The organism is Roseibium aggregatum, from assembly GCF_014692675.1.
Classification (GTDB): Bacteria; Pseudomonadota; Alphaproteobacteria; order Rhizobiales; family Stappiaceae; genus Roseibium; species Roseibium aggregatum_C.
The window spans coordinates 18347-41558 of sequence record NZ_JABFCZ010000035.1; the positions used below are offsets into that span (position 1 = coordinate 18347).

At 60.9% G+C, this 23212-nt stretch carries 15 protein-coding genes and 1 tRNA gene; 11 read left to right on the forward strand and 5 right to left on the reverse strand.

Translation table 11 applies throughout. From position 1 onward, the window contains the following. Positions 1–38: 38 nt before the first annotated feature. The 9 genes from HK439_RS24000 (at position 39) to HK439_RS24040 (ending at position 12538) form a co-directional block, all read left to right on the forward strand. A complete protein-coding gene (locus HK439_RS24000; protein ID WP_190294026.1) occupies positions 39–1634 on the forward strand; it encodes a bifunctional metallophosphatase/5'-nucleotidase in 1596 nt (531 codons plus the stop codon). Positions 1635–2023: 389 nt separating this feature from the next. Continuing rightward, complete coding sequence (locus HK439_RS24005; protein ID WP_190294027.1) at positions 2024–3277, forward strand: tetratricopeptide repeat protein; 1254 nt, start codon at positions 2024–2026, stop codon at positions 3275–3277. A 16-nt stretch (positions 3278–3293) separates the two neighbouring features. After that, the gene (locus HK439_RS24010; protein ID WP_190294028.1) at positions 3294–6197 is read left to right on the forward strand and encodes a FecR domain-containing protein; all 2904 of its coding nucleotides are present in this window, start codon (positions 3294–3296) and stop codon (positions 6195–6197) included. A gap of 194 nt (positions 6198–6391) precedes the next feature. Continuing rightward, positions 6392–6467, forward strand: a tRNA-Phe gene (locus HK439_RS24015). 162 nt (positions 6468–6629) lie between these two features. Continuing rightward, on the forward strand, positions 6630–7817 hold the full coding sequence (locus tag HK439_RS24020) for a tyrosine-type recombinase/integrase (protein WP_190294029.1): 1188 nt from the start codon (positions 6630–6632) through the stop codon (positions 7815–7817). A gap of 497 nt (positions 7818–8314) precedes the next feature. Then, entirely contained in the window at positions 8315–8821 is a 507-nt protein-coding gene (locus HK439_RS24025) for an IS110 family transposase (protein ID WP_328804236.1), read from the forward strand. Then, complete coding sequence (locus tag HK439_RS24030; protein WP_190294031.1) at positions 8785–9354, forward strand: transposase; 570 nt, start codon at positions 8785–8787, stop codon at positions 9352–9354. The genes HK439_RS24025 and HK439_RS24030 overlap by 37 nt, the downstream gene beginning before the upstream one ends. A 1047-nt stretch (positions 9355–10401) precedes the next feature. Next, positions 10402–11310 (forward strand): tyrosine-type recombinase/integrase, encoded by a 909-nt coding sequence (locus HK439_RS24035; RefSeq protein ID WP_190294032.1) that lies wholly within the window; start codon positions 10402–10404, stop codon positions 11308–11310. Positions 11311–11314: 4 nt separating this feature from the next. Continuing rightward, entirely contained in the window at positions 11315–12538 is a 1224-nt protein-coding gene (locus HK439_RS24040) for an IS91 family transposase (RefSeq protein ID WP_190294041.1), read from the forward strand. 654 nt (positions 12539–13192) lie between these two features. Here HK439_RS24040 and HK439_RS24045 read toward each other — a convergent pair. Together HK439_RS24045 and HK439_RS24050 are read right to left on the reverse strand one after the other, a co-directional pair. Then, positions 13193–14716: a class I adenylate-forming enzyme family protein gene (locus HK439_RS24045; RefSeq protein WP_190294033.1), complete on the reverse strand. Its 1524-nt coding sequence runs from the start codon at positions 14714–14716 to the stop codon at positions 13193–13195. A 42-nt stretch (positions 14717–14758) separates the two neighbouring features. Next, on the reverse strand, positions 14759–16486 hold the full coding sequence (locus tag HK439_RS24050; RefSeq protein WP_190294034.1) for a hypothetical protein: 1728 nt from the start codon (positions 16484–16486) through the stop codon (positions 14759–14761). Positions 16487–16640: 154 nt separating this feature from the next. On the opposite strand from HK439_RS24050, the gene HK439_RS24055 reads away from it, so the two are divergent. Next, a complete protein-coding gene (locus HK439_RS24055) occupies positions 16641–17465 on the forward strand; it encodes a helix-turn-helix domain-containing protein (RefSeq protein WP_190294035.1) in 825 nt (274 codons plus the stop codon). A 224-nt stretch (positions 17466–17689) separates the two neighbouring features. Here HK439_RS24055 and HK439_RS24060 read toward each other — a convergent pair whose 3' ends face one another. Together HK439_RS24060 and HK439_RS24065 are read right to left on the reverse strand one after the other, a co-directional pair. Beyond that, a complete protein-coding gene (locus HK439_RS24060; RefSeq protein WP_190294036.1) occupies positions 17690–18025 on the reverse strand; it encodes a DUF4166 domain-containing protein in 336 nt (111 codons plus the stop codon). A gap of 1 nt (position 18026) precedes the next feature. Further along, a complete protein-coding gene (locus tag HK439_RS24065; protein WP_190294037.1) occupies positions 18027–20390 on the reverse strand; it encodes a 1-deoxy-D-xylulose-5-phosphate synthase N-terminal domain-containing protein in 2364 nt (787 codons plus the stop codon). Between the two features lie 128 nt (positions 20391–20518). Here HK439_RS24065 and HK439_RS24070 point away from each other — a divergent pair, with 128 nt between their 5' ends. Further along, entirely contained in the window at positions 20519–20983 is a 465-nt protein-coding gene (locus HK439_RS24070; RefSeq protein ID WP_190294038.1) for an Lrp/AsnC family transcriptional regulator, read from the forward strand. A 72-nt stretch (positions 20984–21055) separates the two neighbouring features. On the opposite strand, the gene HK439_RS24075 is transcribed toward HK439_RS24070, so the two are convergent. Then, positions 21056–23020, reverse strand: a complete 1965-nt coding sequence (locus HK439_RS24075) for an adenylate/guanylate cyclase domain-containing protein (protein ID WP_190294039.1) — start codon at positions 23018–23020, stop codon at positions 21056–21058. Positions 23021–23212 lie beyond the last annotated feature (192 nt).

Sequence of the window (23212 nt, forward strand, 5' to 3'; positions counted from 1 at the left end):
CAGCCGGCAAACGTCCCACATCCAGAGGCGAGGCACATATGAACAAGTTTCTAATTGGCACTGCAGCGCTGGCCATGACCACCGCACTCTCCGGTGCGGCCCGGGCCGACTATTCCCTGACCATCCTGCATACGAACGATTTTCACAGCCGGGTCGAGCCGATCAACAAGTATGATTCCGGCTGCAAGGAGGAAGACAACGCCGAGGGCAAGTGCTTCGGCGGTTACGCCCGCCTCGATACGCTGATCAATGAGCGCCGGGCGGCGTCCAACAACTCCGTCCTGCTGGATGGCGGCGACCAGTTCCAGGGGTCGCTGTTCTATACCTATTACAAGGGCAAGGTCGCCGCCGAGATGATGAACCGGCTCGCCTATGACGCCATGACGGTCGGCAACCATGAGTTCGACGATGGCCCGGACGTGCTGCGCGGCTTCATGGACGCAGTCAAGTTCCCGGTGCTCATGTCGAATGCGGATGTGTCGAAGGAGCCGGAGCTCGCCGGCGTGCTGATGCCCTCCACCGTCATCGAACGCGGCGGGGAGAAGATCGGCCTGATCGGCCTGACGCCGGAAGATACCGGCGAACTGTCGAGCCCGGGCAAGAACATCGCCTTTTCCGATCCCGCCGGGGCGGTGAAGGCCCAGATCGCGAAACTGGAGGCAGAAGGCGTCAACAAGATCATCGTCCTGAGCCATTCCGGCTATGACGTCGACCAGAGGATCGCAGCAGAGGTGTCCGGCATCGACGTCATCGTCGGCGGCCATTCCCACACCTATCTCTCCAACATCTCCGACAAGGCGAAAGGCCCCTATCCGACCTGGGTGGAAAGCCCGGACGGCCACAAGACCGCGATCGTCCAGGCGGCTTCCTACGGCAAGTTCCTGGGCGAATTGCAGGTGACCTTCGATGACAACGGCGTCGTCACCGAGGCGGTCGGCGAACCGATCATCACCGATGGCAAGATTGCCGAAAACGCCGAGGTGAAGGCGCGCATCAAGGAACTGGCCGAACCGCTTGAGGAAATCCGCCAGGAAGTCGTCGCGGACGCGACGGCCGCCATCGACGGCGACCGCAACAGCTGCCGGTCGGGAGAGTGCCAGATGGGCAACCTTGTTGCCGATGCCATGCTTGACCGGGTCAAGGATCAGGGCATCCAGATCGCGATCCAGAACGGCGGCGGCCTGCGTGCGTCCATCGATGCCGGCCAGGTCACCATGGGCGAAGTTCTGACCGTTTTGCCGTTCCAGAACACGATTTCGACCTTCCAGCTTAAAGGTGCAGACGTTCTGGCCGCACTTGAAAACGGCGTCAGCCAGGTGGAGGAAGGGGCGGGGCGTTTCCCTCAGGTCTCCGGCCTGAAATTCACCTGGACGAAATCAAAGCCGGCGGGCGAGCGTGTCGTTTCCGCGGACGTCATGGAAAACGGCTCGTGGACGCCGATCGACCCGGACAAGGTCTATGGCGTCGTGTCCAACAACTACATGCGCAGCGGCGGTGACGGTTACAAGATCTTTGCCTCTGCGGGCATGAATGCCTACGATTTCGGCCCGGGTCTGGAAGATGTCGTCGCGGCGTATCTGGGTCAGGCCAGCGGCTATACGCCCTATACGGACGGCCGTATCACGGAAGAATAGGCCGCTCGGTCGAAGGCGGAAATACGCAGAGGCGCGCAGGATGAAAGGCGCGCCTCTTTTGCATGTTTTGCGGAATTACGAACGGAAATTGGCCAGTTTTTGTGCGGTGTTACCGCGCGGATCGATGACTGGACGGCAATTATTTCTCGACATTTCCACCCTGCATGCGTAGGAATCGGGAGATAGGTAATTTTTATTAACTTTTTGACGTTTCGGCGAAAGTCGACCGTGTGAATTCGGGTTTTTGGAGCGCGACTTTGGGTGTGAACCGTCTTTTTTCTGTGTTTCGACAGAAAGCGAGGTCAGTCGCCGGGGTATTGCTCTTCATCGCCGGCCTGGCCGCGACAGATGCGTTCGCTCAAACGCAGGCGCCAACTGACACCCGGACCATGACACAGCTCGCGGCGCGCCAGCAGGAGCTCCTGCAGGTCATGCTGCAGCGGCCGGACGATCTGGATACCGCATTCGAATACGCCACGATATCCGCCCAACTGGGCGACTATGAAGCCGCGATTTCCACCTTCGAGCGCATGCTCGTTTACGCTCCCGGCCTGCCGCGGGTGGAGCTTGAACTCGGTGTTCTTTATTTCCGGCTCGGTTCCTTTGACGCTGCCCGCTACTATTTCGAAGCGGCATTGAATACCCCGAACGTGCCGCCGGAAGTCGAGCAGAAGGTCAGCGTCTACCTGGCAGCCATCGACAGCCGGGAAGACCCGGCCAAATTTACGGCTTCGATCGCCTTGGGTGTGCGCTATCAGTCGAATGCCAATGCCGGCCCTGGCGGAAGACGGGTGATTCTGAACGGTACGCCGTTCCTGCTGAGCGAAACGTCGACAGGCCGATCCGACGTGAATGCCTTTATCGCCGGCCGTTTCCACGGAGCTTATGACCTCGGGTCCCAGGGGGACCTTCTGGAGGGCGACCTGCTGGTTTATGGGGCGCGCTATTACGATCAGGTCAGGCTGGATTCAGGCATCGGCGAACTCACGCTCGGTCCGTCGTTCAATATGGAACGGTTCAGCATCGACAACACGCGGGCGGGTATCTATGGGATTTTTTCCGGTGTCAGGCTCAACCACGACGGCTATCTGGGTGCCCTGGGCCTGGGGTCGCGCTTCGTCTCCGATATCTCGCCGAGGACAAGGCTGAACGGAAAGGCCGAATTCCGGCGGCGCTGGTACAACGACACCGCGGACTATCCCACCGTATCGGATCGCAGCGGCTACATTCTTCTGGCCGAGCTTGTCCTGCATCATCAGATATCCAGGTCTGTCCTTCTGCGGTCCCAGGTATTCGGCGATTTCGAAGAGGCAAAGAAAAACTGGAATCAAAGCTGGGAAGCGGGCTTTTCCCTGGGCGGGACCTACAAGTTTGCATCGATGATAAAATCGCTGCCGGACCCCTGGTCAATCGACATGGAAACCGGGTTCGCCTACCGGGATTTCGAAAGCCCCGATCCGCTGATCAGCACGACGGAATCGGAATATGATTACGAGGGCTGGGTGCGGGGTGTATTCTCGGTGCCCCTGCGGGAAAAATATACGGTTAACCTGGTGGGTGAGCTGCGGCGTCAGTTCTCCAATTACGATCTGAGCACCTACACCAACGCCTCCGCCATGGTGAACGTGGTCAGAAATTTTTGAGAAGCGGGAGGTTTCGATGAGAAAAGTCTCCAGTTCCACAACACGACGCAACCGGTTCGCCGGTTTCGGCGCGCTCCTTTCGGCCGTCTTCGTCTTGTGGGTGCCGGTAACGCCCGCATCAGCCGTTGAAGTGGGGGTTGCCGCCGCGGTCAACAAGGCCGCCTTTGGAACGCCGCCGGGCGGAAACAGGCGTACCAAGGTTCTCGGCGACAATGTGATCTACAACGAGCGTATCGAAACCAATCCCGGCGGACTGGTCCAGGTGTTGTTGCGCGACGGTTCGACGTTCACCGTCGGTGCCAATTCCGATCTGGTCATCGATGAGTTCGTCTACGATCCGAATGCAGGTACCGGAAAACTGGTCGCGTCCTTCAGCAAGGGCGTCGCACGGTTCGTCGGCGGCAAGCTTAGCAAGAACAGGGGCGGGGTGACGGTCAAGACGCCGGTCGGGACGATCGGGATCCGCGGCGGCATCGCAAACCTCAATCTTTCCGGCAACAACCAGAGCTTCTCCCTGCTTTTCGGCAAGGAGCTCAACTTCATCGGAACCAATGGCCAGCATCTGCGTGTCTACGAAAGCGGATACACCCTGAACGTCAATCAGCTTGGGGCTGCCAGTATCCGCCGCACGACCCAGGCGGACCTGGGGCAGGTGCAGGACGCCATGACCAGCCGCAACGGTCAGCACGGTGGCGCGAGCAACACGCCGACCGACGGCAGCGTCTCTTCCTCGGACTTTGTGAATTCCAATTCGGGGCTGGGCTTGATCAACACCTTGCCGCGGCCGAAGCCTGATGTCGTTTTGAGCACGAACCTCTCCGATGTGGACGACACCCTCGTTAAGGTAAACGAGGTGAATACGGAAAATGTGGTCACGACAGGGACGGAAACCGAACAGGTGCGTGCTCTGCGGGCCGGAACCACGTATTCCCCGTCCTTCAACAGCTCCCTTGTCATCAGCAATCCCGGAAATCAGGGATTGATCGGCGGGCCGTCCGGCACCGACATGTCGACCACGTTCAAAACCGGAATGATTATCAGCGGAAATGCGAAGGCCCTCTATGTCGGGTCGGTCGGTAATGATCCTGTCTATATTTTCGACCCGAACAATAATGGTCAGAAGTTCTTCTCCCAGACGACCACGGACAAGGGATACGCCTTCGAAAACGCCTCGTCCTCCAAGGTTCCGGCCGTACCCATTCTTGATGGCACCACCTACGGCAATGCCAAAACGAATGCGCAGGGCGTGCTGGTAACGGGGGAGAAATTCGCGGCCGCAGCGTATTTCCTGGCGACAGGGCAGATCGGGACCAGCAATCCGACCTTCAACTACGGCGGACAGGACGTGATTTACCTCCTCTACGGCGTCGGTACGGATTTCTCGTCATTCGGCAATGCCAGCGATCCGGTCAATGTAAGGTCCTACAAGCTTTATTCGGACCCGCTGACCATGTTCCAGCTTGGAACGAGCAATGGTGACGGCAGTTTCCAGCCGGTGTCGACCAACGCTTTGTTCGTCAATCCCCTGGTGGCGCAGGATCTCGGGGCGAGCTTCATGTCCAATGTGTCGTCCACGGGTCTTCTGATGATCGAAGACAGCTCGACGACACTCGACAAAGCCAAGTTCCTGGCCTCTTCCTTCCGGATCGAAGGAACCGGCTCGAGCCAGAAGTCCATGATTTCCTTGGGGGTAGCTTCCATTTTCCAGGACAACGGTCAGCTCACAACCAGCTTCGGCCGACGCGGCAGCCATCGGACGGGCACCACCCAGAGTTCGGCCAGCTATGGCGGATCTGTCGTGACCGAGGCCGGCACCGATGGCGGACATTTCTTCGGTCCCAATGCCCAGAATTTCCTCCTCTCGGGCGACGTGGAAAATGCCGACGCGTACAGCGATTCATATTTGAACCTGCCGAGCGGGACATCTACGGCCGATACGATCAGCAACACGGTTCACCCGGGTCAGCTTCAAAACGAATATACGGTCAGCAGTCTGTCCCGCACCACGCGAACGCTCTACGGCTACGGTGCGGGGATTGTTGAATCATCCGACAATACCAACCCGGTTGCCTTCAGCAGCTCGAAGCCGGACCAGATGATGCTGTCGTTCAACGCCGGCAACAACAGCCTGCTGTCGACATTGTCCGTCTCCGACCGACAGGGTCACGATTCGAATGCGGAGAGTTTTCTGGTCAAGTTCGGTACGGAAGCAGACGGGTCCGGTTATTCCCGCTCGGCGTTCATCGACGACGATAACTATGCCGCCCGCGACTCCAAGACGCCGACCGACACTTACATGGTCCTGAACGCAGACCTGGGTAACGCGACCGTGCCGCATGTGTCCGACAGCAACGTCAACAGCTATCTCGTTCCGAGCACGCTGGTGGGCGATGCGGACAATGCCATCATGTCCGGGGTCACCGAATGCACCTGTGCGTTTCTGGAATGGGGCTACTGGGGGACGAAGACGAAATACAAGAACGCGAATTTCTCCGGCGGCGAACGCACGGACTACGTGCACCTTGGAACCTGGGTTGCCGGCAACATCACGAATTCTGCCAGCCTGCCGTCAACCGGATCGGCGACCTACGCCGGTCACGCGGTCGGCAATGTGGCAAACGGCTCGGCCAAGTATCTGGCCGCCGGCAATTTCAGCATGTCGATGGATTTCGGCTCCCGCACCGGTTCGGCCTCCGTGTCGAACTTCGACGGCAAGAATTTCAGTGCCACCCTGTCCGAGACGACGGTCAGCAGCGGCAACCTGTTCAACGGGACCGTATCGGGAGCCTTGAACGGTGAAATCAATACCTCCATCGTGTCGGGTCCTTCGACCAATTACGACGGTGCCATCGGCAATTTCAACGTCACGGACGGAAGCACCTGGGCCGCTACGGGAATCGTTGCCGGCCAGAAACAGTAAGTTGTTCTGCCGCGCCTCGGTAAGGCGCTGAAAATAATGGTATATTAGCGTCTTCCACGACCCGGGGCGGACAGGTGGAACAAGCCTTTCGCCATTGTTGAAAAACTTTGCCGGGGCGCTGGACAAGGCCCGGTCGAGCCTCTATAAGACCCGAGCTTTCAGCGCTCGGGCGGCCTCGCCGCTTTGCGCAATAGGCCCGGATAGCTCAGTTGGTAGAGCAGCGGATTGAAAATCCGCGTGTCGGTGGTTCGAATCCGCCTCCGGGCACCATTTCCCTTTTTCATAGCTTCTCATAGCACAATCTACTTTCTTAAAAATCAATGCTTTAGCAGGCGTTGGGTGCTCATTGCGACACATGGCATACCCTTGCAGCTCCTCTGAAATTGGGTAACGATCTGGGTATTACCCATTACCCACGAGGAGCGTTACCCAATGGCCCTCTCTGATTTTGCCTGCAAGAATGCCAAAGCTAAAGACAAGCCGTACCGTCTCTCGGACGGGGACGGTCTCTATCTTCTGGTTCAGAAGACCGGCTCCAAGCTTTGGCAGCTTCGCTATCGGTTCAGGGAGAAGGAGAACATTCTCTCTTTCGGGAAATACCCGCTTGTGTCGCTACTGGACGCAAGACAGAAGCGGGATGATGCCAAAAAGCTCCTGCTTGAGGGCATCAATCCTGCCGAGAAGCGCAAGGCAGACAAAGTCGCGGCCGTCACGGAAGCCCGCACCACCTTCGGTCTCCTGGCCGAGGAATACATCAATCGGATGGAAGAGAACGACGCGGCCGCAGCTACCGTCGCCAAGACCAAATGGCTCCTTGAAGGCTTAACCAGTCCGCTCGCCAAGCGTCCCATCAAGGAGATCACATCGGCGGAAATCCTCGACCTGCTGCAAAAAATCGAGAAGAGTGGGAGAAAAGAGACGGCCAGACGCTTGCGCGGCGTGATCGGTAGCGTTTTCCGGTTGGCCATCGTCACGCTGCGCGCCGATACTGATCCCACTTTGGCGCTCCAAGGTGCTTTGCAAGCGCCCAAGGCAAAAGGTAGAGCCGCCATCACTGACGAGCGCAAGTTCGGACAACTTCTTTGTGATATCGATGAATATGATGGTTGGCCGACCCTGAGAGCCGCTTTGCAGTTCCTTGCGCTCACCTGTGTGCGACCCGGTGAAGTGCGGGGTGCCACCCGCGACGAGATCGACTTCAAGAAGGCCGTGTGGCGCATTCCGGCCGAACGAATGAAAATGAGGGTTCCGCACCATGTGCCGCTTTCGAAGCAAGCTCTGGCGGTGATCGAGGATATTTGGCCGCTCTCAGAGTATGGATCACTGGTCTTCCCGTCGATCCGTTCCATCAAACGTCCGCTCTCAGAGAACGCCCTAAACTCGGCCCTCCGGCGTATGGGTTACACCAAGGAGGAGGTGACCGCACACGGCTTCCGGGTAACCGCTAGCACCATTCTCAACCAGCGAGGTTACGATCCTGACGTAATCGAGGCGGTGTTGGCGCATCAGGATCGGAATAAGATCCGGCGGACATACAACCGAGCTACCTACTTCGAGCAGCGAACCAATCTGATGCAAGAGTGGGCGGATATTCTGGATGGCCTGCGAGCTGATAAATAGTCCTCATTGGCCACTCTATCCAAGCTTATGATTGTTCGCTCTTTCAGGATTTTTGGGCTACCTTTGAAGTGGTTCTGGTTTTCTAGACAACGCAGCGGCTGAGTTAAGGTGTGTCCGAATTTGTTTTCATGTCGCTATTTGTTGCGTCTTGGCCGTCCCAGTATGCCTCCGTCGGACAGGCTCACGGCTCAGGCCAAGATCGATTTCGCGATGAAACGTGTCAATGGAACGGCGCAGGCGGAGCCGCGCGACAGCTGTTCGCCAAGTAGAAACGATATATCTAAGAGCCCCACAGGAGTGCATCCGGCGGCGCCATTCTTAAGCCTTGTCGAACAGCTTGGCTATAGGCCGACTTCAGGACCGACTTTACTAAGGGCTTTCATATACCGTCCGTTTTCCGGTCGTTCCGCCGCGCGACAGTTGCGTGTGGAGATTCTGAAATCAGCTTGGCCAGATAAATAATATTGCCTGTCGGAGGGTTTTTGTGATTGGTATCGGTGCTGTGGACCGTCTCAATTTTTACGTCAAATAGGAGCTGCGCGAGAGCGAAAAAGCTTGCTGTCGCAACCGATCCCAATGCTCTGTATGCGGCGCTTGCAGACCATGCTGACGGCCTCGTGCGGGCCGGTGTGGAAGCTTCGTCGCTCGGGGTCTGGGTGCACCGGGAATTGCAGAGCCGCGGCCTTCCAATGATCACTGTGGAAGCTCGTCACATGCGTCATTCGCTGAGCGCCATGCGCAATAAAACCGACCGCAATGATGCCCGTGGCATCGGCCAGATGATGCGTCTCGGCTGGTTCCGGGCGGTCCATGTGAAGTGCGTTGAGAACCAGAAACTGAAGACGCTTCTGGCCAATCGGCGGCTGTTGAAACGCAAGTTGATCGACCTGGAAAACCACATTCGCGGCGCGCTGAGAACCTCTGCCTGCGGGTCGGAACGGTCAGCCGGAACCGGTTCGAAACGCGCGTGCGCGAGCTTCTGGAGGGCTCCGACCTCATACTAGAGACCATGATCGGCACCATGCTGGAGGCGCGCGCGGCAACCATGGAGAGCTACGCCAAGCTGCACAGGATCGTGCTGCAGGTGGTCAAGCATGACCCGCTGTGCCGGCGCTTCATGGCCGTGCCTGGCGTCGGTCCGATTGCCGCCCTGATGTTCAAGGTGGCGGTCGACGATCCGCACCGGTTCAGCCGGTCGCGCACGGTTGGCGCCCACTTCGGGCTGACCCCGCGCCGTTTCCAGTCGGGCACCTCGATCGACTATGCCGGGCGCATCAGCAAGCAGGGGGACGTCAATGTCAGAGGGGCTTTGTGCGAGGCAGCCGCCGGGCTTTTGATGCGCTCCCGGCGCTGGTCCGCGCTCAAGGCCTGGGGGCTGAGGATCGTCAAACGGACGTCCATGTTGTGCGCCATCGTGGCGGTTGCGCGCAAGCTGGCAACCATTCTGCACCGCATGTGGATCGACGGCTCCGAGTTCAAATGGAGCGGCGGCGCTGCGATCACACAGAAGGTCAAACTGATGCCTCGCACTGCATGACACAGGCGATGAAAGGAAGCTAATTTAGAGTTCCGTCGCGCGCGGAACGCGCCCTTGGCGGGGCCGCGAGAACGGGGCAAAGTCCGCCATCTTGCCTGCACCCATCCTTCGGAAATGAGAGCGCTGGAAACGCTTGGACTGTCCTGTTCCGGATCATGATTGAGAGCATGTGACGGCCGCTGTGCCGAGCACGGAGCAACGCATTGGATCCCGCCGGAGAGAGCTTCTGTCAGCGCGGCAGGCGGCCATGAACATGCGCCCGGCAAGACGGATCGGAGGACCGAAATGCGACGAAAATGACAACAGGGACTTGACGATAGGGACCCGATTAGCAAGGCAAGGCAAGATAAAGAACCGGCACCATTCGCAAAGTCTCGAATGATAAGCCTTTGTCTGCACATCGGATCTTTGGATGACGGTTGGTGCCAACCAGCGCCATGGTAGGGGCAGATGGTGCCAGACGGTACGCAAGTCCCTGATTTTTCGAAGTTTGATATGGTGCCACTCCGGCAGCGACGAAGGTGCTTGAATGCATCTCTATTGCATCCGCCAGCGTACCACTCTTTCGTCTGCTCTCTTGAGCCGTGCGACCTATCTGTCACCACCATCACGGTTGATGTTTTTGACGATCTTTTTTTTGTCCGACAGGGACCGCGAAGCGGCGGCACATAGGGTCGAACTCCTTTTGCGATCGCGTAAAAATGGTGGCGCTTAAATTGGGCATCGATCCGGGTCGGATCTCGTGGCATGCAATGCAAGGGGGAGGGGCTGTCGACGTTCTTGGCCACGGGGTCAGACTGGTAGCCTCATTTTGAAGGACGTGGGAGCTGGCAGAGTGCCGAAGGCGGCGTGCGGTGCTTTTGCTGGAGCCGCAGTGCGAGGAGCTGACACTCCTTGCGGTCTTACGGATAAGGGGCCGTGGAACGAACCCGCTTCGCGGGAGGGTGCGTGCGGCGAGTGAGGCGCTTGAACGGTAGACAGCGGGCGGATTGAAGGACGTTTGCCGCGGACAGAACATGGGAGGTTTCTTCAACAAGGAGCCTAACCATGCATGACCATTCGAACACGCCCGCGATCAGCCCGCTGCGCCAACGCCTGATCGACGACATGAACCTGCGCCATTTCGGACACGAGACGCAGCGCAACTACCTGCGCGATGTCGGTCGCCTCGCCAGCTTTCTCGGCCGCCCGCCCGACATGGCGACCGCGGATGATCTGCGCCGCTTCCAGCTCTGGCAGCAAAGCGAGGGCGTCCCGGTGCCGACGATGAACAGTGTCGTTTCGGCGCTGAGATTCTTCTTCAACACCACGGTCGATCGTCCGGACCTTGCCCGCCGTCTCGTGCGGCTGGCGCAACCACGCAAATTGCCGGTGGTGCTGAGCCGCGAGGAAGTAACCCGTCTGCTCGACGCCACGACCTGCCTCAAGCATCAGGCAGCGTTGGCTGTTGCCTATGGTTCGGGCTTGCGCGTTTCGGAAGTCGCTTCGCTCAAGGTCGCCGACGTCGACAGCAAACGTATGATCCTGCGGGTGGAACGCGGCAAGGGTGGGCGCGGGCGTAACGCGATGCTGTCAGAAGATCTGCTGACGCTTCTGCGCCAGTGGTGGCAGGCCGGATACCGGCAGGGCGTCATGCGGCGGGACGGCTGGCTCTTTCCGGGTATCAACACGCTGAGGCCCCTCAGCACGCGACAACTCCACCGCGTCGTCGTCGAAGCCGCAAGGAAGGCCGATATTGACAAGCGGGTTGGGCTGCACACACTCCGTCATTCCTTCGCCACCCACCTTCTGGAAGACGGCGTGGATATCCGCATCATCCAGGTGCTGCTCGGTCACGCCAAGCTGAACAACACGGCTCTCTACACCAAGGTCGCGACACGCACCGTGCGCTCGGTGACCAGTCCGCTCGACCGGCTTGGCTTGTTCAAAATGGAAGGATCGCCGCCCGAAGACTGACGCCGTGCGGACCTCGATCGAGGTCGCCGACATCTTCCGCAGCGCCGGGCCAACCTATCGGGCCGCCCATGCCGGGCATCTGAGCCTTGCGCAGTTGAAGGTGATGTCGGCCATCGAGATCTGCCGGACATCGGCGCTGGGTGGACATGTCGAAGCCTGCGAGGATTGCGGACAGTGGCGCGTCGCCTACAACTCCTGCCGCAATAGGCACTGCCCGAAGTGTCAGGGGGCGGCGGCAAGGACATGGCTCGCCGAACGGGAGGCCGACCTGCTTCCCGTCGGATACTTCCATGTCGTGTTCACGCTGCCCGCCGAGGTCGCCGACATCGCCTACCAGAACAAGGCGCTGGTCTACGATCTCCTGTTCCGGGCGGCATCGGAGACCATGCTGACGATCGCCGCCGACCCGAAGCATCTCGGCGCCCGCATCGGCATCACCGCGGTGCTGCATACCTGGGGATCGGCGATGACGCACCATCCCCATGTGCACATGATCGTGCCGGGCGGCGGCATTGCACGCGATGGAAGCCGGTGGGTTCGGTCCCGGCCTGCCTTCCTGCTTCCGGTCCGCGTGCTGGGCAGGTTGTTCCGGCGACTGTTCCTGACCAGGTTGAACGCCCTGCACGGTGCTGGCCGGCTCGCCTGCTTCGGGTCGCTCGCCCAACTCGCCGACCGCCGCGCTTTCCTGCGGCATCTCGCTCCGGTTCGTCAGAAGCGCTGGGTCGTCTATGCCAAGGCGCCGTTCGCGGGGCCGGAGGCCGTGCTCGCGTATCTCTCGCGCTACACCCACCGGGTCGCCATCTCCAACAGCCGGTTGATCGGCTTCGACAGCGCAGACGTCACCTTCCGCTACAAGGATTACCGTCGCAACGACGGCGACCGCCAACAGGTCATGAGGCTTGCCGTCGACGAGTTCATCCGCCGCTTTCTTCTTCACGTCCTGCCGCGCGGCTTCCACCGCATCCGCCACTATGGGTTGCTTGCAAGCGGCACCCGCAGAGCGAACGTCACCCTTGCACGTAAACTTCTGAACGTCGCAGTTGCGCCCAACCCGGACACGGACGACAAGCCGGATGAGGCCGTCACCTCGGACAAGACGACCGACTTCCGCCCGCCATGCCGCTGCTGTGGCGGACGCATGATCGTCATCGAAGTCTTCGAGCGCATGCGCCAGCCACGTGGACCACCGTTCACCGCGACCACGACGAACCGGGAGGATCGGCCATGACCCGGCATGGCATCGCGCAGCCTCCAGCCGAAGGCACACCGCCAGCGGAGACAATCCCGCTTGCGTCGGGCGCGGAGATCGACGCCATCGCGTTTGTAAATCCCTCGGATCCACCTGGGGGGACGTGTCCGAAACGATCGTTTGTGACCCAGATGGCATCAACGCGATCAACTCGCGGGCAACAACGCGACGTCGCCGACATCAGCATCAAAACGAAATCCCCATAGCCCACAACTTGTGGACCGTGGGTTCTTTCCTCGGGGGCTTTCGTACGCCTGACGGCATCCGAAACCCTTCACGGGAGGAGATGGTCGACTTACGGTCGTCGATCGGTGAAAGCGGACATTCCTCCGTGCTCATCACGTTGACGCTACCGGCCCAAAGCCGACATCAAAAACCTATTCGTTCAATGGCTGCTTCGCGCCCCCAAGTTGGACGTTCGCGGTCGACGCAAGGCATCCTGGGAGCGGACCGACAGCTTTCCCGGTTCGACGAGCGAAATGGGGCGACCGGCGCTGGCTGTGGCGTGGCAGGTGTGGGGGCTTCGCATTCGCAGGTTTGGAACCGGGCGCAGCGTGGCTTGACGGCAGCTTGCCGTGGAAGAGGACCGTCAATGAGTGGTCGTTTCCCGTGGCGCGACGCTTTCCGGTCCCGTCAGCCCTGGTCTAGCTTATACAACTCGCGGCGCATGATCTTTCCGGTGCTGGTCTTGGGGACATCCTTCACAAATTGAACCGTGCGCGGGCATTTGTAGGCGGCCAGCGTCTCGCGGCAGAAGGCGATGATCTCGTCTTCGGTGCAGGCAGCGCCTTCCTTGAGCACGACATAGGCCTTCGCGATCTCGCCCTTCACTGCGTCGGGCAGTTTGCCGACCGCGGACAGCGCGACGGCCGGATGGGCGGCCAGGGCCCGCTCGATTTCGGCAGGATAGACATTGTAGCCGCCAGTCAGGATCATGTCCTTCTTGCGGTCGACGATATTGACGCAGTTGTCCACATCCATCGTGCCCAGATCGCCGGTGTGCATCCAGCCGTCGGGCTCCAGCGTCTCGCGCGTCTTCTCGGGGTCGCCGAAATAACCCATCATCACGATCGGGCCGCGCACCATCAATTCGCCCACCTCGCCGCGTGGCATCGTTCGCCCGGCGTTCTCGGCGTCGGCGATGCGCAGCTCGCAATAGGGCATCGCGCAGCCGATCGAGCCGTGCTTGTTGCGGCCCAGGAGCGGATGCGTCGCGCCAAGTCCCGCGATTTCGGTCATTCCCCAGAGTTCGATCAGCGGGGCGCCGAAGGCGGCCTCGACCGCTTCCATGACGGTGACCGGCATGGTCTGGCCGCCAACGTAACAGCGGCGGAGGCTGGAAAGGTCGCTCTGCTTCAGGTCCGGGTTGTTGAGGATATACATGTACATCGCCGGCACACCGTCAAAGATGGTGGCGCTGTGGCGTTCGATATCGGCCAGCACCGCGGCCGAGTCGAAGCGTTCGTGCAAGACAAGCTTGGTGCCGCACATCATCATCCCGGTCATTAACACGTTGGCATAGACATGCGGGCACGGCAGGGCGCTGACCACGATGTCGTCCGCGCCGCGCATGTGCATCTGGCTGGTCATTGCACCGTTCAGGATCACCGCTCGGTGCGACTGCATCGCGCCCTTCGGCTGCCCGGTCGTGCCCGAGGTATAGGCGATGGAGCCGAGGCTGTCGGCTGCGACATCGGGCGGAGGCGGGGCCGGATGGCGGGCCGCGATCAACCCGTCGAACGAGATGGCGCCGGCGACCGGCGCGTCGCCGATGGCGATGATGGATTGCACCGAAGAGACTTCGGTCACTCCCAAGATTCCGGCGATCTTGTCGGGCGAGGCGATGATCGCCTTCGCCCCGCAATCCTTCACGACATATTCGACCTCGGCGGGGGTCAGCATCGTGTTCACGGGATTAATCACCGCGCCAAGCCGCGCGACGGCGAAATAGCTCACGATCCATTCCCAGGAATTGGCGGCGTAGAGCGTGACGATGTCGCCCTGGCCTAGCCCGAGCCGACTCAGCCCGCCTGCGACGGCCTCGATCAAGCCATTGAGTTCGGCGAAGGTAAACCTTCTGCCGCCTGCAATGAGCGCTTCCCTGTTGGCGAACCGCTGGGCGGCATTCGCCGGAATTTGTCCGATGTGATCGAGCATATATCCCCCTGTCAGAGCGTGCAGCCGCTTAGGCCGCTGTTGTCATTCGGCGGCGGCTGTGCGCCGAACCTCGCGGCTGGTCGGAAACCCGTGTAGACCGTTGCTGCCGAATACGATCGCGTTCGACCGGAAGGGATCGCCAGAGACGACCAGCAGGATCTGATCGGGGCTTTCAACGATCGGCACCAGCCGCTCAGGATCCTCCGACAGCGCGTACTGGGCCGAGGCCAGCCCTTCGGCATGGAGCGCATTCAACGTCCGGCGGCCGGGCACCAGATTGGTGAAGGCGCCGATGAATTCCTCCATCTTCCTCGCGGGCATCCTCGCGTATTTGAACAACAGCTCCTGCAGCCCGGCGCGGCCGACGCCGGCCTTGGCCAGCGTCTTCGCGATCATCGGGCTGATCACCACCAGGGGCCGGTGGGTGCCCGCCGCGAGGCCCACGGTGAAGATCAACTCCCACCCCGACTGGCGGATCAGCCCGTCGGCAAGGTAACGGGCGATCCCCTCCGGATTGCGGCCGTAGACTGAGCCCACCACCGTATCGCCGGTGAAGCGTCCGACGGTGACAAGGTTGCTGCCCGCGGCGAACCCGCGCTGTTCGGCGAAGGTCGGCCAGCCGAGTTTCGCCAGTTCCACCTCGTGCTCGGTCAGTGCGATCCGGGTCGGGTGGCCAAATGTGCATTTGTCGCCGGCGCCGGGGCGCAGACCGCCGACGTTGCGCAGAAGAAGCCGCAGGAAGCGCCCGACCGTGTTGTTGGCGCGGGCACCATCCCGCATCGCGCCGTTCTCGCAGTTGAACCCCAGCTCACGTAGGATCGGACCGTTGAGGATGATCAGCGCGTCGCCGCCAGTGGTGTCGCCGCTGTGCTCGACCCCATATGCGGGATCGCAGAGAACTTCGGCGATGGCGACGAGGATCGGCATGGTCTCGGGCCGGCATCCGGCAATGACGCCGTTGACCGCCACGTTCCAGGTGGTCACCGCCGCGCCCGAGGGCTGCAGCACGCCGATCTGCCTGTCCGGCGCGTCGGGGGTGTGGGCGAGGAAGTCCGCGACCGCCGCGCGCGTCGGCGGGACGATCGGCAGCCCGTCCGACCAGCCCTTCGCGTCATAGAGATGGTTGATCGCCTCGAACGAGCCGCGCGCAACGATCTCGGTTGCGGTGAAGCTTTCGGCGCCCGCGCCCTGCGCTACCGGTGTCTCGGTAAGACAGCGGATCACCTCGGGCAGGGTGTGCTGGATCACCGAGGCGCGCAGCTCCTCCTTCGAGAGGCTGTCGACATGACCGCGCAGGGTGGCTACCGGCAGCGCGGCGCATCCCTGGCCGGGCGAGATCGCGTGAGCCTGACCGACGAAGCCCTGGCAGACGAGCGAGGCAGTCGGGATACCGGCGCGTTCGATCGCGGCGCTGGCGCGCATCACCGCCGGCGTGCAGGCGCCGCAACAGCCCACGCCGGAGACCGCGACATCAATGCCACGCGCCGCCAGCAACTTCGGCATCCGCTCCAGAACGCCGTGTTCGTCGCCACCGAAGGTATTGCCAAAGGTGTCGTAGTTGACGAAGGTCATCGTCGGATAGGCCTCCGCCAACGCCTCCTGCAGGATCGGAAAAATCTCGTCGCCACGGAAGACATAGTCCCAGACAAAGGCGACGACCAACCCGTCGAGACGGGCCGGCCGCGCCGCCGAAGGAAACGTCTGCACAGCCGTTTGTCCACCCGGCCAGAGGGTTTCGTAGCTGGTCGCGAGAGGGGCGGCGATGTCCATCAGAATGCTCCGAGTTGTTTGTTTGAGTTCGAGGATGGCGCATGTCCGGACCCATTTCTTGAACGTTCTTGGCATTTCTCGTGCCCGAGAAAATAAACCCGGTCCGAGTGCAAAAACCGCTTGATTGTGGCCCGCCCCCCCACACAATAGGCCCATGCAGCTGACCAACGACATACCGATTGGCCTGCGTCTCGACGATCTGGGAGGCGCCGAGATCGTCTGCGGCCGCTTCCGCAACCACCGTTTCCCCAAGCACAGCCACGACGGGCTGATGCTGTCGCTGATCAGCGAGGGCACCCAGCGCATCCGCTACCGGGGCGAGACCTATCTGGGCAGGCGCGGTGTGCTGATCGCGGTGCCCCCGAACGAGGTGCACGCGGGCGAGCCGGAGGACGACCGGGGCTGGCGCTACCGCACGATCACCATTCCGACCGATCTGATCGGCGCGCTCTCGGGGGCGGTCAACACGCATTTCCTCTGCGATACGGTAATCCGCGACGGCGTGCTCTGCGAGGCTCTGGCGCGTGTCTTCGCCCTATTCGGCGAGGCGGCGCTCCTGGAGCAGGAAGAGGCGCTGATGGCGGTGCTCTCCCGCTTCCTGGCCGCCCATACGAGCGAGGCCCCGCCCGAGGTCCCGACCGGGACCGAGCGGCGCGTCGTCGCTCTCTGCAAGGAGTATCTCGCCGCGCGGCTGGATCGCAATGTCGGGCTGGCCGATCTCGAAGCCGCGGCGGGGATCGACCGCTTCCGCTTGGTACGCAGCTTCACTCGCCACGAGGGGCTGTCGCCGCACGCCTGGCACCTGCAGTGCCGGCTGCGCACCGCGCAGGCCATGCTGTCGCGCGGCGAGGCGATCGCCGACGTCACCTACGCGACGGGCTTCGCCGACCAGGCCCACCTGACGCGGGCGTTCAAGCGGCTGACCGGGCTCACGCCGGGATACTACCGGCGCACCCATCTTGCCCTTTCGGGAAAATAGCCGTGCTTCCGCGCAATGTGTCGATGGCTGCTTTGCAGTGGCGTAGCGCTGCCCGCAGTTCCACTCCAGGTCGCTTGTGTTACCCTCTCTCTTTTTCAGCCCCGACCTGAACTGGCCATGAAAGCGGGCAAAGCCGGAAGCGAAGGTTCGCCCAGGAATTGGGAACAACCGTTTTCGACGGTCAGCTCCCGGAACCAGCCAGCCCCCTTACGGCCCCATTTCAGTCATTTGTTCACCCCGCACGAAATGACCACTTCCCCCCCCAACGGCACACTCACACCACCCGCAACCTGCCGCGATAACGCACGACCCGGCAGGTCAAACGGAACGTCGAAACAGAAATCCTCACCCTCCGCCCATTCCCAGGCGGTGCTTTTCGGGGCGAGGGCGAGCGGCAGCGGTAGGGAAAAGACCGTCCACTTGCGTATGACCATGGTCAGGCCGCAGCCGTCGGCCGGCAGGTCGAAATACAACCGCATCGGGCCGAAGCGTTCGACCAGATGGCAGCCGGACTGGCTGAGGCTGCAAAAAAAACATGGCCGCGTCGAGAAAGTCGCCACGCTAGATAAGCGGTCCCTCTGTCAACCGGCTGACGGACTTGACCAATGCGGTTCGGTCTATGCGGAAGTGTCGGTAGAGGTCTCCTATCGATCCTGTCTGGCCGAAATGCTCCACGCCATGGGCGATCGTTCTATGGCCCGCGACCGAGCCGAGCCAGGCGAGCGTTGCGGGGTGGCCGTCCAGAACGGTCACGAGGCTGCAGCCCGGCGGAAGGTCCGCGAAGAGGCGCTCGATATGGCTGCGCGCCTCGCCGTTGCCGCGCGCCCGTTCACGTTGCGCGGCGGTCCATCCGGCGTTCAGCCTGTCCGCCGAGGTCACGGCAAGAACGCCGATGTCCCGCCGGTGTTCGCCGACCATGCCCGCCGCGGCGATGGCCTCATCGGCGACGGCCCCCTGGTACGCGATCACAACGCTGCAATTCGGCCCCGGCTTTCTGAGCCAGTAGGCTCCGTCGATGGCACCTTGCCTGAAGGCATCATCGACGCGCTTGACGGGCTGCTCCAATGGTTTCGTGGTCAGCCGCAAATAAACCGAACCGCCGGTTTCGTCCCTCAACCATGTGCGCTCGTCCGGGTCGCCTTCGCCGTCGCGCTGCATGTAGTCGAAGGCCCACTCCATGATAACGGCAAGCTCGTCGGAGAAGGCCGGCTCGAATGCTGCGAGCCCGTCTTGCGCCATTCCGGTCAAGGGCGTGCCGATGGATTGATGCGCGCCGCCCTCGGGGGCAAGCGTGACGCCGGACGGCGTTCCCACGATCATGAACCGGGCATCCTGGTAGCAGGCATAATTCAGCGCATCGAGACCGCGATGCACGAACGGGTCATAGACCGTTCCGATCGGGATCAGGCGCTTGCCCCACAGGCTGTGCGACAGGCCCGCCGCACCCAGGAGCAGGAACAGGTTCATCTCGGCGATGCCGAGCTCGATATGCTGGCCGGTGGGGGAAAACTCCCATTTCGCGGTCGAGGGAATGCGGTGCTCGATGAAAGCATCGGCCAGCTCGTGCCGGGCGAACAGCTTGCGTCTGTTGACCCACGGCCCGAGGCTTGTCGTGCCGGTCACGTCGGGCGAGGTGGTGACGATGCGCGCCGCCAGATCGCTGCCGCCTTTGGCCAGGTCGTCCAAAATCTTGCCGAAGGCCGTCTGCGTCGAGATTTCCCGGTCGCTGCTGAACCCGATCCGGGGCACATCGATCCGCGCGTCCCTGAACCGCCGGGGATAGCGGGCGAAGAATGGAGCGCACGAGAGGAAGCTTTGCAATGCGGCTCGATCCTCGACCCCGGCGAAGGGGTCCCATTCCTGTCCCTCCGGCACCCCCATATGCGCCTGCCATTCGGCCATCTGGGCCTTTGTCATCAGGCCGCCGTGATTGTCCTTGTGGCCGGCAATGGGCGTGCCCCAGCCCTTGATCGTGTAGGCCAGAAAGCAGGTCGGGCGATCATGATCGATGCGCGCGAATGCCTCGGCCATCGTCGCCACGCAATTGCCGCCGAGATTTTCCATCAGATCGGCAAGTTCCTCGTCCGAGCGCCGCTCGATCAGCGCGGTCACGTCGCCCTGATCGCCCATGTCGTCCAGCAGCCGCTTGCGCCAGACCGCGCCGCCCATGTAGGTCAGCGCCGAATATTCCGCATTGGGGCAGCGATCGATCCAGTCGCGCAGGCGCTCGCCGCCCGGTTCCTTGAAGGCGGCCCGCTGCAGGGCGCCGTGTTTGACGCGCACCACGTCCCAGCCGAAGGCGTCGAAGATCTTCTCGACCCGTTCGAAAAGCCCCTCGCGCACGATCCCGTCCAGGGATTGGCGGTTATAGTCGATGATCCACCAGCAATTGCGCAGGTCGTTCTTCCAGCCTTCCTGCAAAGCCTCGTAGACATTGCCTTCGTCCAGTTCCGCGTCGCCCACAAGCGCCACCATCCGCCCCGCCGGCGCGTCGCTGCCCCACGGTTTGGCCGTGATGTAATCCTGAATGAGTGACGCGAACGAGGTGATGGCGACGCCGAGCCCGACCGAACCGGTCGAAAAATCCACGTCATCGATGTCCTTGGTCCGGCTCGGATAGCTTTGAACGCCTCCGTATCCGCGGAAATTCTCCATCCGTTCGCGGGTCTGGTTGCCCATGAGATACTGGATCGCGTGGAAGACGGGGGAGGCGTGCGGCTTGACCGCAACCCGGTCCTCGGGGCGCAGCGCGGAAAAATAGAGCGCGGTCATGATCGACACCATCGAGGCGGAAGAGGCCTGGTGTCCGCCCACCTTGATCGCATCCTCTTTGGGGCGCAGGTGGTTGGCATTATGGATCATCCAGTGCGACAGCCAAAGCAGGCGTTGTTCGAGTGTCTTGAGATGATGTGTGCTGGTGGTCATGGCGTTCTCCTGATCGCCGCAGAATACACCGGATTGGACGCGGATTTTCGCCGTTTTGCTTGCGGTATCGCCGATTTTGCGCTGATATCTCGCGCGGGGACAACTTTTGTTGATGGAAATCAGCTTGAATGGATGAAAATCTGGATGAAATCGACCTCAGGATTCTTCGCGAGCTTCAGCTTGATGCGCGCCTGACCCACCAGGACCTGAGCGAACGGATCGGGCTGTCTCCGTCCCCGTGCGCACGCCGGATACGCAAGCTCGAGGCGAATGGCTACATCACCGGATACAGCGCGCGGATCGACGAGGCGAAACTGGGTTTTGCCTTCAACGTCTTCATCTCGGTTCGGCTCGATCGTCAGATTGACGACCGGCTGGTCGCCTTCGAGCGGGAAGTCCGGCGGTGTCCGGAGATTGTCGATTGCTGGCTCATGACCGGCAGTTTCGATTACCTCCTGCGTGTCGCGGTGCGTGATCTGGTGGAATTCGAGCATTTCCTCACCGGGCGGCTGACGAAACTCCCCGGCGTGGCCTCGCTGGAATCGTCGATCCCGATCCGGCGGGTCAAGTATCAACACGCGCGGCTGGATTAACAGCTGAGAGGGTGGCCGGGTGTTAGAGCCCGTTTCGACCCGAGGCCTTCATTCGCCGAGTTGCCTCCTGATCTAGGAAACTTCCGTCGCGCCGGCTGAAAGGAGTGACAAGGCATGCCTGAGTGCCTTATCCGCGGCGGCACGCTCTTCGGGCGACATCTGGTCGACATTGAAATACAGCGCAAAGTTCTGACTGTTTGCATCAGGGGGTGCAGGCTTCGGATCGTTTGGTGCCTTCTCGACAACGATTGAATAGGTAGACACCGGATGGCCAATGCCGCGAACCTCGATCTGCCCGCGCTCCTCGCAGTCGAATTCATCCTTTATGAGTGCGTATGTTTCGTAGGGGATGAGGATCTCGCCAGGTCTGGCTGCCGTTTCCAACCGCGACGCGAGATTCACACCGCTCCCGATAATCGTGTATTCCATACGGTTCTCGCTACCGAAGTTACCTACGGTGCAGAAGCCGGTGCTGATCCCCATTCTGCATTCCAGTGGATAGTCGATACCGGTATCTCGCCACATCTCACGCAAATCGGCCATGCGCCTTTGCATCGAAGTCGCCATGCGCGCGCATTGCAGCGCATCTTGTTTCACGCCCCTGCTTTCCGGATCGCCAAAGAAAATGACGATCGCGTCGCCCACATATTTGTCGATCGTCGCTCCATGCTTGAGCGCGATGTCGGACATTTCCGACAGATAGTGATTGAGAAGTTGGGTTACTTCCTCCGACTCGAGACGGTCGGCCATCTCGGTAAAGCCGACGATGTCGGAAAAAAACACGGTGAGTTTCCGCCTGCGGCTCGCCAGCTTGACTTCCTGCCTTCCGGAAAAGATGGATTCGTAGATTTGAGGGGAGAGATACTTGGCGAACTGGTTGGAAAGCCGTTCCATGTCGCGTGATTTTTCCGCCAGTTCCAGCTCCCGTCGCTTGATTTCGGAGATGTCCGAATAGATTGCCACTGTCCCACCATCAGTGGTCCTGTGCTCGCTCACCAGGATCCACCGTCCTTCGTCGCGTTGCTGGATGTGCGGCTCGCTCAGTTCACGATGGCGCGCGAGGCGTTCCTTGATCCATTCTTCCCTCCGGCCCTCCGCTTCGGGAATTCTTCCTGTTTGAGCCCCGTTGCGAATAATTGTCTCGAAGGTCATGCCTGGCGCGATCTCGACACCAATATCCCCGAAGAGCAGCGAATGGTATTTGCTGTTGAAGATCACGAGGCGATCCTCGCGGTCAAAAAGCGCAAATGCCTCGGGGATCGTTTCGATGGAATCCGCAAGTAATTGCTGGGTACGCCTGAGCGCGTTCTCCATCTCCAATTGTTCCGTGAAATCATAGCCGGTGCCGCGATAGCCGGCAAACTCGCCCTGGGCGTCGAAGATCGGCTTTCCGCTGGCGCACACATTGCGGATCTCGCCATCGCCGTTCCGTATCCTGTATGAAAAATCGCGAAACGGAAGCCGGGCTAAAAGCTTGGCCTGGTGATCTCGAAAGTCCTGGCTGTCCGTATCGCTTGCGGCCCACTCGGTTCTGGTCTTGCCGATGATCGCCTCCGGCTGCACCCTGAAGGCTTCATAGAACCGCGGAGACAGATAGGTGAACCGAAGATCGGCGCCCATTTCCCAGATCCAGTCGCCCGCGCTTTCCGCCACATCGCGAAAACGTGCCTCGCTTTCAAACAGCGCCTGTTCGCGAAGCAGTGCGACAACCCAGTGCTGGACCAGGCGACAATAGGTGCAGGCAATCTCCACCGGCGCGCAGACGCTCACGCAGAGCAAACGCTTGCCGTCAATTTCGATCGGTAGCGCGACCCCTTCCAATATGTCCGGATGCAAGGCTGCGTCTTCGGCGGAAGCTTCATAGTGATTGACCTCGCCGGTCAATATTTTGGCGACTCCGGTGTGAAGAAAGCCGATACGGCTCCTCTGGGATGAGCAGATTATTTCGCCTCTCTCTGCGAAAATCGACACGATCGCATTAATCTCCATGGAGATTTGATCGCAAACCTGCTGCAACTGTACATGGTCCAGAAGCATTATTTGGCCAACCTGTAGTAGGCCCCCAGTAAACTGTACAATCGAATTCTTTTGTGAACTTGATATTATACCACCTTACAGAGACAGGCACGACCGAATGTCGCACTGAATAAGGTGAAAGGGGCCATGGGAGGCTGCCGGATTCCCGGTGGAGATGGATTTTCGGGTGGGCGGTCTGGCGGGGCGGTGAGG